The organism is Naumannella halotolerans (assembly GCF_004364645.1).
GTDB classification, from domain to species: Bacteria; Actinomycetota; Actinomycetes; order Propionibacteriales; family Propionibacteriaceae; genus Naumannella; species Naumannella halotolerans.
This window is the reverse complement of sequence record NZ_SOAW01000001.1, coordinates 844,122-857,079: the sequence shown is the minus strand read 5'-3', so window position 1 is coordinate 857,079 and position 12,958 is coordinate 844,122. Positions and strand designations below refer to the sequence as shown.

Below are 12,958 nucleotides of genomic sequence, written 5' to 3'. Positions count from 1 at the left end.
GGCGGCTTTCCCGGCGCTCGGGGACGCCCCCGCAGGGATACTCCAGCCGGGAGACTCAGGCAGCCTGCTCCGATGCCGCAGCCAGCCGACGCAGCGCGTTGATCACCGTCTCCCGGTCCCTGGTCGACCACATCGGCGGCATCGACGACCGCAGGAACGACCCGTACCTGGCGGTCACCAACCGCGGGTCCAACACCGCCACCACTCCGCGATCGCTCACCCGTCGGATCAACCGGCCCGCACCCTGGGCCAGCAGCAGAGCGGCTTGGGTGGCGGCGACACTCATGAACCCGTTCCCACCGTTCTCCGAAACCGCCTGCTGCCGCGCCTGCATCAGCGGGTCGTCCGGCCGCGGGAACGGCAGCTTCTCGATGATCACCAGTTGGCAGGTGTCCCCGGGCACGTCGATCCCCTGCCACAACGACAAGGTGCCGAACAGCGAGGTCTGCGGTTCGGCGGCGAAGCGTGAGGTCAGCTCGCCCAGGTGGGCATCGCCCTGACAAAGGATGCTGAAATCGGGCAACTGCTTGCGCACATGGACCGCGGCTGCCTCGGCAGAACGCTGGGAGGCGAAGAGCCCGAGGGTACGACCACCGGCCGCCCAGACCAGCTCGGCCACCTCGGCCAGGGACGCGGGGCTGATCCCCTCCCTACTCGGCGCCGGCAGATCGGTGGCGGTGTAGAGGATGCCCTGTCGCGAGTAGTCGAAGGGGGAACCGACGTCGATCCCCCGCCACAGCCCGTCCCCGGGCCGCTCTCCTCGTTCGTCGGCAGCCAGCCCGACCGAACCGGCCATCGCGGTGTAGCTGTCACCGAGTTTCAGGGTCGCCGAGGTCAGCACGGTGGTGTGTTCGGAGAGCACCTTCGAGCGGAGCAGTCCGGCGACCGACAGTGGGGCGACGCGGACATCGCGACCGAACCGTTCGGAATCGGTCACCCAGACGACATCGGCATCGGCCACCGCGGCAATCCGCTCGGCGATGTCGTAGACCTCGGCGACAGCCGCCGCCGCCTGTCGCCGTTCGGGATCGGGATCCTTCTCCTTCGACATGGCCGTCATCGCCTGTCGCGCGAGGTCGCGTACCTGACCGGCGGCGATCGGCACCGCCTCGTTGTCGTTCAGCACCCTCCCCGGCCGAGCCTGGTCCAGCGCGGAGCGAAGCGCCTCCCCGGTGTCGATCAGGTCAGCGGCCAGATCGTCGTCGAGGTAGCTGTCGACCCTCCGGCCGACCCGCTCGATCAGCGTCGGCGAGAGCTCTGCCGAGGCCGCCGAGGTGATCCGGGAAGTCAGCTCATGGGCCTCGTCGATGATCAACTGGTCGTGTTCGGGCAGGGCTGTCCCGCCGTGCATCGCGTTGATCGCCAGCAGCGCATGGTTGGTGACGACCAGTTGCGACTGCCTGGCCTGTTCGCGGGAGCGTTCGACGAAACATTCCTCACCGTAGGGACAGCGCTGCGCCCCCAGGCACTCACGGACCGGTACCGAGACCTGTGCCCAACCACGTTGGGTGTGACTCGGTGCATCGTCACGGTCGGCCAGGCCCGCCACCTCGGCCTGTTCCTCGACCCATTCCCGCAGCGCCAGCACCTCCGCCCCCAGCTCACTGGGTGCCTCCTTCGGCGGGATGGTCGCACTCAGGTCGGCGGCGGAGAACAGCGCGGTCTGATCCCCCGTGCCACCGTCACGTGCCCGCAGCAGGCAGGCGTAGTTCGAGCGCCCCTTGAGGATCGCGTGGCGCGGTGTGCGGCCGGACACCTTCGATGCCGCTTCCACCGCCGCCGGGATGTCGGCCTTGGCCAGCTGCGCCTGCAGCGCCAAGGTGGCAGTGGCGATGACGATCCTGCGGTCGGGGTGCTCAGTCAGGTGGGCGAGTACCGGGGCGAGATAGCCGAGCGACTTGCCGGTTCCGGTCCCGGCCTGGATCAGCAGGTGCTGTCCGCTGTCGAGGCTTTCGGCGACCGCCTCGACCATCTGCCGCTGCCCGGCCCGGGCACGACCGTCGATCCGGGCCACGGCGGAGTCGAGAATCTCCAGCGCGCGTTCAGCGATCTCAGGCTCCCCGGTCACCGAACAAGACTAGGCGACGCGTGGCCGGGAATCGCTGCGGCGCGCGCCGACTGTGGACAAACCCCCTGGGCGTAGGACGGCCGTCAGCCGGCCGTACCGTCGGTCCGGTAGTCGGCCAGTTCGGCTGCCAGGTCCGGATGCACCCGGGCGCGGACCCGCGTGCCCTCACCGGTGTGCTCGGTCTGGAGCAGCTCGCCGCTCTGGTGCACCTTGTTCAGCAGATCGCCACGCTCGTAGGGCAGCAGCGCCGACAGCTCGATCTCGGGGCGGGGCAACCCGGCCCAGAGCCGCTCGCGCAACTCCTCGACACCAGCCCCGGTGCGGGCGGAGACGAAGACCGCGTCGGGGTGCGCGGTCCGCAGCGCGGTCAGCGTCTGCGGATCCGCGGCATCGGTCTTGTTGATCACCAACAGTTCCGGCAGGGTGGCCGCACCGATGTCGGAGAGCACGGTACGCACCGCGCTGATCTGACCGAACGGGTCGGGGTCGGAACCGTCGACCACGTGCAGCAGCAGGTCGGCACTGGCCGACTCCTCCAGGGTGGAGGCGAAGGCCTCGACCAGGTCGTGCGGCAGGTGCCGGACGAATCCGACGGTGTCGGTCAGCGTGAACACCCGACTGTCGTCGGTCTCCGAGCGGCGGGTGGTCGGGTCCAGGGTCGCGAACAGCGCATCCTCGACCAGGACGCCCGCACCGGTCAGCCGGTTCAACAAACTGGACTTGCCGGCATTGGTGTAGCCCACGATGGCCACCGAGGGCACCCGATTGCGTTCGCGTTCGGCCCGCTTGGTGGCCCGGGAGACATCCATCTCGCGCAGCTTCGCCCGGAGCTGGCTGATCCGGTGGTTGATCCGTCGACGGTCGGTCTCCAGCTTCGTCTCACCGGGGCCTCGACCACCGACACCGACACCGCCGGAGGAACGGCCACCGACCTGCCGGGACAGGTTCCCGCCCCAGCCACGCAGTCGCTGCTTGAGATAGTTCAGCTGGGCCAGCTCGACCTGGGTCTTGCCCTCCACGCTCTTCGCGTGCTGGGCGAAGATGTCCAGGATCAGCATCGTCCGGTCGATCACCTTCACCTTGACCCGGTCCTCCAGGTTGCGGAGCTGGGCCGGGCTCAGTTCACCGTCACAGATCACGGTGTCCGCGCCGGTGGCGGCCACCACCTCCTGCAGCTCGGCCACCTTGCCGCTGCCGATGTAGGTGGCGGCGTCGGGCTTGGAGCGTCGTTGGACCAGCCCTTCGAGGACCTGGGAGCCCGCGGTCTCGGCCAGCAACTTCAACTCGGCCATCGCATTGTCGGCGTCGACCTGGCTGCCGGAGGTCCAGACACTGACCAGGACGACACGTTCGAGCAGCAGTTGCCGATACTCGACCTCGGTGATGTCGTCGAGTTCGGTGGACATACCGACCACGCGGCGCAGCGAATGCCGGTCCTCCCGGTCGAACTGGTCACCGTCGTAGTCAGCGGACCCGGCGATGTCGTGGTCATCGGTCCCGACGCTGTCGTAGTCATCGGTCCCGGCACTGTCGTCGAGCAGCGCATCGGCGGGCTCGGTATCGGCCGGGTCGAGCCGTGCATCGGCGCGACGGTCGTCATCGGTCACATGTGCAGCAAAGTTCATCATCTTCGATCAAGAATCCCACACGCCTCCAAGACCGACCAGCGATTTCCGCCCGGATCACACGACTTCGATTGCCGCGGGGCCACGGACTAGCGGCCGCCCGAGCGACCAGCCCCCGCACCGAGGCCCGTGCCCGCTCGCCGCATCAAGGCCCGTGCCCGCTCGCCGCACCAAGCTCCCAAACCAAGGCCCACGGCATTTGGGGTAGCTATTCGGCCATCGCTGCCAAATACGGCAGCAGTGACCGAATACCGACCAGATATGCCCAGAAACTCAGCAGCCAGACCTCAGCATCGGATGTCGGCCGACCTGATCAGCGGCCGGAGTCAGTCGAACAGCCGGAGTCAGTCGAACAGCCGGAGTCAGTCGAACAGCCGGAGTCAGTCGAACAGCCGGAGTCAGTCGAACTGATTGGGGAGGAAGACCTCGCCCCGAGCGACGATCACGGCAGGGCCGGTCAAGGTGGACCCATCGGGGCGAAGATCCACCCGCACCGTCCCACCGGGCACGTCCACCCGCCAATGGGTGATCCCGGTGCCGTCGCGCTGAGCCGCCGCGGCCGCTGCGGCCACGGTGCCGGTGCCACACGACTGGGTCTCCCCGACCCCCCGCTCGAAGACCCGCATGGCGATGTGGCCGGGGCCGACCGAACGGACGAATTCGACGTTCACGCCCTCGGGAAAGGCCTCCGACGGGAACCAGGTCGGCGCGAAGTAGAAGTCGAGGGTCGACAGATCACTGACCTCGACCACGGCATGCGGATTGCCGACGTCGACACTCAGCGCCGGCCAGCGTTCCCCGGCCAACTCCACCTTCACCCCGGCGTCCCTGACGACGACCGGTCCCATCTCGACCGCGACCTGGTCCTGGTGCACGAAACGAGCGGTACGCAGACCGGCGCGGGTGGCGATGGGCAGCGACTCCCCCATGGCGAGCCCCTCCTCGACCAGGTAGCGGGCGAACACCCGTACCCCGTTGCCGCACATCTCGGCGATCGAACCGTCGGCATTGCGGTAGTCCATGAACCACAGATCCGGGTCGCCGTCCCAGTCCTTGACGTAGCGGGCCCGGACCACACGCAACACGCCGTCGCCACCGATGCCCCCGTGCCGGTCGCAGAGGAAACGCACGTCGGCGGAGTCGGGATCGTACATCCCGTGCCGATCGTTGATGATGACGAAGTCGTTGTGCGTGCCGTGTCCTTTGGCGAATGGCCAGTTACGCATGCGTCCAGTCTTGCGCATCGGCCAACACTCGGTCGGCCAATCGCGGATCGAGGGCCGGATACCAGCGAATTCTCAGGTCGCGACGGAACCAGCCGAACTGTTTGCGGGAGAATCGCCGGGTCGCCGAGACGGTACGTTCGCTCGCCTGGCGTTCGGTCAGGTCACCACGCAGGTACGCCAGCACCTGGCGGTATCCCAGCGCCTTGCCCGCGGTGGGCGTGTCGGCAAGACCACGCGCCGCCAGGCCCTCGACCTCCCCGACGAACCCCTGGTCCCACATCTGCTCGACCCGCGCCTCGATCCGGGCATCCAGGGCGTCCCGCTCGATCTCGATCCCGATCTGCCGGACTGCGTCGAGGGCATAGGTCGGCTCCGGCAACGCAGCGGTGACCTGGCCGGTCAGTTCGTGGATCTCCAGCGCCCGGACCAGCCGCCGGCCGTTCCCGGGCAGGATCCGGGCGGCCGCCTGCGGTGCACGGCGGCCCAGTTCGGCATGCAGGTGCTCGGGTCCACGCTCGGCCAGGACCTCCTCCCAGCGGGCCCGTACCTGCGGGTCGGCGCCGGGGAAGTCGAACTCGTCGATGATCGCCCGGACGTACAGTGCCGACCCGCCGGCGAGGATCGGCAGCACCCCACGGCTGCGGCAGGACTCGATCACCTGCCGGGCGCGCTGCTGGAAGTCGGCGACTGCGGCCGGTTCTTCGATGTCGTGGATGTCGATCAGATGATGCGGTACGGCCGCGCGCTCGTCCGCGGTCGGTTTGGCCGTACCGATGTCCATCCCGCGGTAGACCAGCATCGAGTCGGCATTCACGATTTCTGCCGGTTGTCCCGCAGCCGCGAGCCGCTGTGCCAATTCGATGGCCAGACCGCTCTTTCCGCTGGCCGTGGCGCCATTGAGGACCCACAGCGGCGGACGCAGGTGACCCACGAGTAACCATCCCTTTCCGAAAACGGGCGAAGGCACTTTGCACCGGCCCGCCGAGACGACATCATGGTAGACCGCCGCCTGAACGGGCGGCGGGACCCAACGGAAGGAAATCCACGATGGGAATCTTCGACAAGGCCAAGGATCTGGCTTCCGAGCACAGCGACAAGGTCGACCAGGGCATTGACCAGGCCGGCGACGCTGTCGATCAGAAGACCGGCAGCAAGTACGAGGGCCAGGTGGACCAGGCCCAGGACTTCGCCAAGGATCAGTTCGGCGGACAGCCGGGCGAGGGTGAGCCGAAGCCGGAGTGAGACCGACCAGGGTTTGATCGAAGGGGTGCCGGGATCTCCCGGCACCCCTTCTCATGTCCTGACACTCACCCCCTAGTGCCCACACCCGAGCCACTCCCACTCCAGGCACTCACACCCAAGCACTCCGACCCGGGCGCTCGCGCCTGCCTGACGCTCACACCCGGGAGGATCCGGTCCGCGCGCCGACGCCGGACTCCCCACCCACACCGGACTCCCCGCGCTCACCGAACACCGGACGCAGCTTCTCGAGCAACTCGCCGGTACGTCGCCGCTGCTCGATCTCCGCCGCATCCTGGGCCCGGCACTTGTCCACGCTCTCGGCGATCAGCGGGTCCAGTTCGCCGATCACCACGCTGATCTGCTCGGCGCTCTGCCGGCGGGCCCGCTCGGCCAGCACCGCCTGGACTCCGACCCCGGCAAGCGCCAGCAGCAGGACGACGGCCAGGGCGACCAGATCGAGCGCGAAGCACAGCACCGCGCCGACCAGCAGTACACCGATCGCAATCAGCGGCCATCGCCGCGACCGGGGCACCGACTCGGCCAGTCGTCGGCGCGCGGTCGCCAGTTCGGCAGGGTCGGCGCCCGCTGCGGTGACCGTCACCGACCCACCACGGTTCAACCGGATGCTCGACGGTTGCGGATCGGGCGACGCTGCCACCGACTCCATCCAGGCGGCGATCCGGTCGTCGGCGATGTGCACCAGTTGGGCACGGATCCACGGGTCGGTTCGCGGCGAGGTCAGTGCGGTACGGAGCAGCGGCCCGACCGCGAACCGCTCCACCTGCCGGTCGTCGGGCGACTGGTCGGGGTGCTCGACGGTCCAGCGCAGTTCCCGGATCCGCATCAGGATCGGGGCCTCCTCGCCGAACCCGTTGGAGATCAGTTCGGCGCACGCCCGCTGCAACCGATCGACGACCGCAGCCGGGTCCAGTTCCCCGACCGTCGCGTTCGGCGCTCCGAACCGACGTACCTGTGGTTTCGCCGCCTCGGTCAGCCGCTGTCCGGGATCGGCGAGCTGCTGCAACCTCCCCAATCGTCCCTCATCGGTGTCGGCAAGCCCGATGATCCAGTCCCGCCACAGTTGCGGTGACTCCCCGGCGATGTTCGCCCGCAGGGTCTCGATCGGTACGGATCGGCCGTAACCACCCAGCAGCAGGTGCTCGAAGATGGTGCGCTGGGTGGCGCTGAACTCACCGTCACCGGCCAGTGCGGCCGACAACCGTTCGCCGACATGTTCACCCAGACCGGCCCCGCCGCAGGCGGCCACCCAGTAGAGCTCGAACTCGGCTCCGCCGAGGTCGGTCGCCCGTCGTTCACCCTCGGCGTCGACAGCTCCGGTGGATCGGGCGATCAGCGCGTTGGTGGCATAGGTCAGCCAGTAGTCACCGTCGCCGTGGTCGAGCGGCTCGGGGGTGCGCCGGTCGGCCAGTGCGAGCACGGCGCGTGCCGCCTGCTGTCTGGCTGTGGTGGTGTCGGGGAACGCGGCCAGTTGCTCGCGAAGATCGCCGAGCTCGACATAGGCGTCGAATGCCCTGCCGATGGCGGTGATCCGCTGTTCGAGGCTGCCCCGGAGCTGGGACAGCTCGCTGCGCAGGTGCAACGCGCGGCTGTTCGCCGCCTCGGCCTCGGCCTGCACCGACTCGATGTCTCGGCGCAGGCGTCGATGCTCCCAGTAGTCGTTTCCCATGCGCTGCAGTCTGGCCCGGCATCGGGTCACCGGCATCCGCAGCGGTCAGGGGGCGGTCCGACCGATCCCTGGACGCCGACGCTGTTCAGCAGGTCTGGCAGCCGGGGCCGGTCGGGGCCGGAGCCGCGGCCGGCTTGCCGAGACCGGGCATACCGAGGCCGACCGCACGACTGGTCGCCGGCTGCTCGGTGCGGGCCTGCCAGGCGTCGCCACCACGGGTCCGCCGAAGCCCGCTGAACTCGCCGTCGGCGGTCAGATGGTGCGGCGCGGCATGGGTGACGGTGGCCAGGGCGATGTCACCGGGCCGCGGGCGAAGCCCCGGATCGGCCGGTACGGCGACGTGCACCAGCCGGTTGTCCCGGGCCCGGCCCGACATCCGATCGGTGGCGGCGTCCTTGCGTCCCTCACCGTCGGCGAACATCACCTCGACCTGCTGGCCGAGCAGTCGCTTGTTCTCCTCCCAGGCGATCTCGTCCAGCCGGGCGACCAGTCGTTCGTAACGTTCCTGCACCACAGCCTTCGGCACCTGGTTGTCCATCGTGGCCGCCGGCGTACCGGGCCGCTTGGAGTACTGGAAGGTGAAGGCCGAGGAGAACCGCGCCGCCTCGGCGACCTTCATCGTCTCCTCGAAATCCGCATCGGTCTCCCCGGGGAATCCGACGATGATGTCGGTCGTGATCGCTGCCTGCGGCATCGCCTGGCGTACCTCGTCGATGATCCGCAGGAACTTCTCCTGCCGGTACGAGCGACGCATCGCCTTCAGCACCGCCGAGGAACCCGATTGCAGGGGCATGTGCAACTGCGGCATCACGTTCGGGGTCTCGGCCATGGCCGCGATCACGTCGGAGGTGAAGTCCTTCGGATGCGGGGAGGTGAAACGCACCCGCTCCAGGCCGTCGATCCCACCACAGGCCCGCAGCAGTTTCGCGAATGCCTGTCGGTCACCGAACTCGACACCGTAGGCGTTGACGTTCTGTCCCAGCAGGGTGATCTCCTGCACCCCTTCGGCGACCAGTGCCTCGATCTCGGCGAGGATCTCACCGGGGCGCCGGTCGGTCTCCTTGCCGCGCAGTGCGGGCACGATGCAGAAGGTGCAGGTGTTGTTGCAGCCGACGCTGATCGAGACCCAGGCCGCGTAGGCCGAATCGCGGCGGGTGGGCAGGTTGGACGGGAAGGTCTGCAACGCCTCGACGATCTCGACCTGCGACTCCTCGGCGATCCGGGCGCGCTCCAGCAGCACCGGCAGCGAGCCGACGTTGTGGGTGCCGAACACCACGTCGACCCACGGCGCCTTCCTGGTGATCGTCTCCCGGTCCTTCTGGGCCAGGCATCCACCGACGGCGATCTGCATCCCGGGTCGTGCCTGTTTGGTCGGCAGCAGGTGTCCGAGATTGCCGTAGAGCCGGTTGTCGGCGTTCTCCCGTACCGCACAGGTGTTGAAGACCACCACATCGGCGTCGTCACCCTCGGCCGCCGGGGCATAACCTGCCTGCTCGAGCAGGCCACCGATCCGCTCCGAATCGTGCACGTTCATCTGGCAGCCGTAGGTACGCACCTGATAGGTGCGATGCGGCTGGTCGCCGGTGAGCTGCGGGGATGCGGTGGCGGTGTTCGTCATGGCGGGAAAATCGTACGCCGCCGACGGAACGTAATCGAATCTCAACCGTTTTGCCGCCCAAGGTCCCGAACTCCTGCCCTATCGTCAGGCGCATGACCTCCGAGCCCGACCATGTAGCCGGCGAACCGCTCGTCGTGCTCGAAGATGTGAACAAGCACTTCGGCGAGCTGCACGTACTGCAGAACATCAATCTGACCATCAACCGGGGTGAGGTGGTCGTCGTGATCGGCCCCTCGGGTTCGGGCAAGTCGACCCTGTGCCGGGCGATCAACCGGCTGGAGACCATCGACGACGGCCGGATCACCGTCGACGGCAAGGACTTGCCCGCCGAGGGCAAGGCCCTGGCGAAGCTTCGCGCCGATGTGGGCATGGTGTTCCAGTCGTTCAACCTGTTCGCCCACAAGACGATCCTGGACAACGTCACCCTCGGGCCGATCAAGGTACGCAAGCAGAAGCCGGCCGCTGCCCGGGAGCGGGCGATGGAACTGTTGCGCCGGGTCGGCATCGACTCGCAGGCCTCGAAGCTTCCCGCCCAGTTGTCCGGTGGCCAGCAGCAGCGGGTGGCGATCGCCCGGGCGCTGGCGATGGACCCGAAGGTGATCTTGTTCGACGAGCCCACCTCGGCGCTGGACCCGGAGATGGTGAACGAGGTGCTGGACGTCATGGTCGACCTCGCCAAGGGCGGTATGACCATGGTCGTGGTCACCCACGAGATGGGTTTCGCCCGCAAGGCCGCCAACCGGGTGGTCTTCATGGCCGACGGTCAGATCGTCGAGGAGAGCGATCCGGAATCGTTCTTCACCAATCCGAAATCTTCCCGGGCGAAGGACTTCCTCGGGAAGATCCTCTCCCACTGACAACTCTGCGAGTCCGTCCATCTCGGGCTCGCATCCCCACCGAACCCACCCGACAATCCACATCGATCCCCTACCCAGGAATCCACGGAGGAGACCAATGAAGATCACGAAACTCGCGGGCGTCGCGGCTGCGACCTCTGCACTGGTGCTGGCGATGAGCGCCTGCGCGAACCAGGCCGGTCAGGCCCCGGGCGGTGACACCGGCGGTGACAGCGGCGGCGAGTCGATCCGTATCGGCATCAAGTTCGACCAGCCGGGTCTGGGCCTGCAGGAGGGTGCGGAGTTCACCGGATTCGATGTCGAGGTCGCCCAGTACGTGGCCAATGAACTCGGCTACAGCGATGTGGAGTTCGTGTCCGCCCCGTCGGCTCAGCGTGAGGACCTAATCGAGAACGGTCAGGTGGACATGATCTTCGCGACCTATTCGATCACCGAGGCACGCCAGGAGCGCGTCTCCTTCGCCGGGCCGTACTTCGTCGCCGGCCAGGACCTGCTGGTCCGGGCCGATGACACCAGCATCACCGGCCCGGAGTCGTTGCCGGGCAAGCGTCTGTGCTCGGTCTCCGGCTCCACCTCGGCAGAGAACGTGCAGGAGGAGTACGGCACCGAGATCGAACTGCAGGAGTTCCCCGACTACGCAACCTGTGTCACCCAGCTGGCTGCCGGTGGCGTCGATGCGGTGACCACCGACGACGTGATCCTGGCCGGTTTCGCCGCCCAGCCGCAGTACGAGGGTCAGCTGAAGGTCGTCGGCCAGCCGTTCAGCGAGGAGCGTTACGGCGTCGGCATCAAGAAGGGCGACACCGAGCTCTGCACCAGGATCGACGATGCGATCACCAGCATGATCGATTCCGGCGCCTGGCAGACGGCTCTGGACGAGACGGTGGGCCAGTCCGGCTTCACCCCGAACCCGGAGTTCAACCCGCCCACCGAGTTCGAGCCCTGCGTCTGAGCCGTCGGCGGCTCTGACCCACACCAACTCGGCTGCGGGTTGCGACCCGGCTCGGTCGCAGCCCGCAGCCATGACCTAGGGATGGATAGATGGACGACCTCATCGAGGTTCTGACAAGGTTCGATGTCCTTCAAGCCTTCTGGGTGACCATCCAACTGGCGGTCACCACGATCATCGGATCGTCGATCCTCGGCCTGGTGATCGCCGTCATGCGGGTGTCACCGTCCTCGGCGATGCGTGCCATCGGGTCGATCTACATCTTCCTCTTCCGCAACACCCCGCTGACCTTCCTGGTCGTGCTGCTCTACGTCGGTATCGCGATCACCGTGCCGGTCTATCCGTTGGGACGGATGGCCCCGCTGGCCTGGAACATCTTCTTCTGGGCCTGGCTCGGTCTCACCCTGTATCACGCGGCCTACATCTGCGAGGCCCTGCGCTCGGGTGTGAACACCGTCGACCTCGGCCAGGCCGAGGCCGCGCGAGCGATCGGCCTGTCCTTCGTCCCCTCACTGGTGCAGGTGATCCTGCCCCAGGCCCTGCGCGGCGCCCTGGCTCCGCTGGGCAATGCCATGGTCGCCCTGATCAAGAACACCACCGTCGCCGCCGCGATCGGTGTCGCCGGTCCGTCGGTGTCGCTGGCAGGCATGATCGAGTTCCGGCCCGACCTGGGCATCGTCAGCTTCCTGATCATCGCGGTCGGCTTCGTGATCCTCACGCTGCCGGTCGGCTACCTGTTCACCAGCCTCTCCCAGCGATTGGCGGTACGCCGATGAGCCGCCCCGTTCTCTTCGACGAGCCGGGCCCCAAGGGCCGGGTGATCAATGTCGTCCTCGGCGTGGTCGCGGTCGTGCTGGCCGTGGCGGTCGTGGCCAGTCTGCTGTGGTTGATGCGTTCCCAGCTCGGCCCGAGCAAGTGGGCGCCGTTCGCCGAGTCCGACACCTGGGTCTACTACGTGCTCCCCGGACTGTTGAACACCTTGCAGGCAGCGCTGCTGGCCGTGGTGCTGTCGTTGATCTTCGGGGTACTGCTCGGCATGGGCCGGCTGTCCCAACTCCGGGCGATCTCGGTTCCCTGCGGGATCTTCGTCGAGTTCTTCCGCAGTGTGCCGGTGCTGGTGCTGATGGTCTTCTTCTACAGCATGCTCGGGCCGCTGGGCATTCTGCAGGGTGTCTACCTGCCGATGGCCGGTGTGGTCCTGGGCCTGGTGTTCTACAACTCCACCGTGATCGCCGAACTGGTACGGTCCGGCGTCCACTCCCTGCCGCGCGGACAGCGCGAGGCCGGGCTGATGGTGGGGCTGACCGAGGGCCAGGTACTGCGTTCGGTGCTGCTGCCGCAGGCGATCGCATCGATGTTGCCGGCACTGCTGAACCAGTTGGTGGTGATCTTGAAGGACACCGCGCTGGGCTACATCATCACCTACCAGGAACTGCTGCAGAGCATGCGGATCTTCGCCACCGTCCAGGGCAACCTGGTCGCGTCGTTCCTGGTCGCTGCCGCAATCATGATCGTGTTGAACTTCGCGCTCACCAGCATCGCCCAGTTGATCCAGAAGCGGCTGAGCCGCGGTCGACGCAGCCCGACCGCCGGACCGATCGCCCCCGCGGCGGGTGTTGTCGCGGATCCGGCACGCTGACCCGAGCCCCGATCAGCAAGGCTCCATGGTGCTGATCGGGGGGTGCT

General features: G+C 67.7%; 11 protein-coding genes. 5 read left to right on the top strand and 6 right to left on the bottom strand.

Features of this window, described 5'->3' with window-relative positions; all coding sequences use genetic code 11:
• Positions 1-55 precede the first annotated feature (55 nt).
• The 4 genes from CLV29_RS04010 to miaA all read right to left on the bottom strand — a co-directional run bounded on the left by CLV29_RS04010 (position 56) and on the right by miaA (position 5,850).
• On the bottom strand, positions 56-2,068 hold the full coding sequence (locus tag CLV29_RS04010) for an ATP-dependent DNA helicase (protein ID WP_279586450.1): 2,013 nt from the start codon (positions 2,066-2,068) through the stop codon (positions 56-58).
• 83 nt (positions 2,069-2,151) lie between these two features.
• Positions 2,152-3,675 carry a GTPase HflX gene (gene hflX, locus CLV29_RS04005; RefSeq protein ID WP_392508525.1) on the bottom strand — a complete coding sequence of 508 codons (1,524 nt, stop codon included), beginning with the start codon at positions 3,673-3,675 and terminating at the stop codon, positions 2,152-2,154.
• Between the two features lie 416 nt (positions 3,676-4,091).
• Entirely contained in the window at positions 4,092-4,919 is an 828-nt protein-coding gene (dapF, locus tag CLV29_RS04000; RefSeq protein ID WP_133753749.1) for a diaminopimelate epimerase, read from the bottom strand.
• Positions 4,912-5,850: a tRNA (adenosine(37)-N6)-dimethylallyltransferase MiaA gene (gene miaA / locus CLV29_RS03995; protein ID WP_133753748.1), complete on the bottom strand. Its 939-nt coding sequence runs from the start codon at positions 5,848-5,850 to the stop codon at positions 4,912-4,914. Before miaA ends, dapF begins: the two co-directional genes overlap by 8 nt.
• A 116-nt stretch (positions 5,851-5,966) precedes the next feature.
• On the opposite strand from miaA, the gene CLV29_RS03990 reads away from it, so the two are divergent.
• Positions 5,967-6,161: an antitoxin gene (locus CLV29_RS03990; protein ID WP_133753747.1), complete on the top strand. Its 195-nt coding sequence runs from the start codon at positions 5,967-5,969 to the stop codon at positions 6,159-6,161.
• Positions 6,162-6,315: 154 nt separating this feature from the next.
• Here CLV29_RS03990 and CLV29_RS03985 read toward each other — a convergent pair whose 3' ends face one another.
• Complete coding sequence (locus CLV29_RS03985) at positions 6,316-7,848, bottom strand: hypothetical protein (RefSeq protein WP_133753746.1); 1,533 nt, start codon at positions 7,846-7,848, stop codon at positions 6,316-6,318.
• 85 nt (positions 7,849-7,933) lie between these two features.
• Entirely contained in the window at positions 7,934-9,466 is a 1,533-nt protein-coding gene (gene miaB / locus CLV29_RS03980) for a tRNA (N6-isopentenyl adenosine(37)-C2)-methylthiotransferase MiaB (RefSeq protein ID WP_133753745.1), read from the bottom strand.
• Between the two features lie 92 nt (positions 9,467-9,558).
• Here miaB and CLV29_RS03975 point away from each other — a divergent pair, with 92 nt between their 5' ends.
• From CLV29_RS03975 to CLV29_RS03960, 4 genes are all read left to right on the top strand, one after another.
• On the top strand, positions 9,559-10,323 hold the full coding sequence (locus tag CLV29_RS03975) for an amino acid ABC transporter ATP-binding protein (protein ID WP_133753744.1): 765 nt from the start codon (positions 9,559-9,561) through the stop codon (positions 10,321-10,323).
• A gap of 97 nt (positions 10,324-10,420) precedes the next feature.
• Positions 10,421-11,275, top strand: a complete 855-nt coding sequence (locus CLV29_RS03970; RefSeq protein WP_133753743.1) for a glutamate ABC transporter substrate-binding protein — start codon at positions 10,421-10,423, stop codon at positions 11,273-11,275.
• Positions 11,276-11,364: 89 nt separating this feature from the next.
• Entirely contained in the window at positions 11,365-12,048 is a 684-nt protein-coding gene (locus CLV29_RS03965; protein WP_133753742.1) for an amino acid ABC transporter permease, read from the top strand.
• The gene (locus CLV29_RS03960; protein WP_133753741.1) at positions 12,045-12,911 is read left to right on the top strand and encodes an amino acid ABC transporter permease; all 867 of its coding nucleotides are present in this window, start codon (positions 12,045-12,047) and stop codon (positions 12,909-12,911) included. Before CLV29_RS03965 ends, CLV29_RS03960 begins: the two co-directional genes overlap by 4 nt.
• Positions 12,912-12,958: the final 47 nt, after the last annotated feature.

Bases quoted from the DNA above. Each gene is read 5' to 3' on its own strand.
- dapF (WP_133753749.1), bottom strand. From the start codon at position 4,919: ATGCGTAACTGGCCATTCGCCAAAGGACACGGCACGCACAACGACTTC.
- CLV29_RS03990 (WP_133753747.1), top strand. From the start codon at position 5,967: ATGGGAATCTTCGACAAGGCCAAGGATCTGGCTTCCGAGCACAGCGAC.
- CLV29_RS03985 (WP_133753746.1), bottom strand. From the start codon at position 7,848: ATGGGAAACGACTACTGGGAGCATCGACGCCTGCGCCGAGACATCGAG.
- miaB (WP_133753745.1), bottom strand. From the start codon at position 9,466: ATGACGAACACCGCCACCGCATCCCCGCAGCTCACCGGCGACCAGCCG.
- CLV29_RS03975 (WP_133753744.1), top strand. From the start codon at position 9,559: ATGACCTCCGAGCCCGACCATGTAGCCGGCGAACCGCTCGTCGTGCTC.
- CLV29_RS03970 (WP_133753743.1), top strand. From the start codon at position 10,421: ATGAAGATCACGAAACTCGCGGGCGTCGCGGCTGCGACCTCTGCACTG.
- CLV29_RS03965 (WP_133753742.1), top strand. From the start codon at position 11,365: ATGGACGACCTCATCGAGGTTCTGACAAGGTTCGATGTCCTTCAAGCC.
- CLV29_RS03960 (WP_133753741.1), top strand. From the start codon at position 12,045: ATGAGCCGCCCCGTTCTCTTCGACGAGCCGGGCCCCAAGGGCCGGGTG.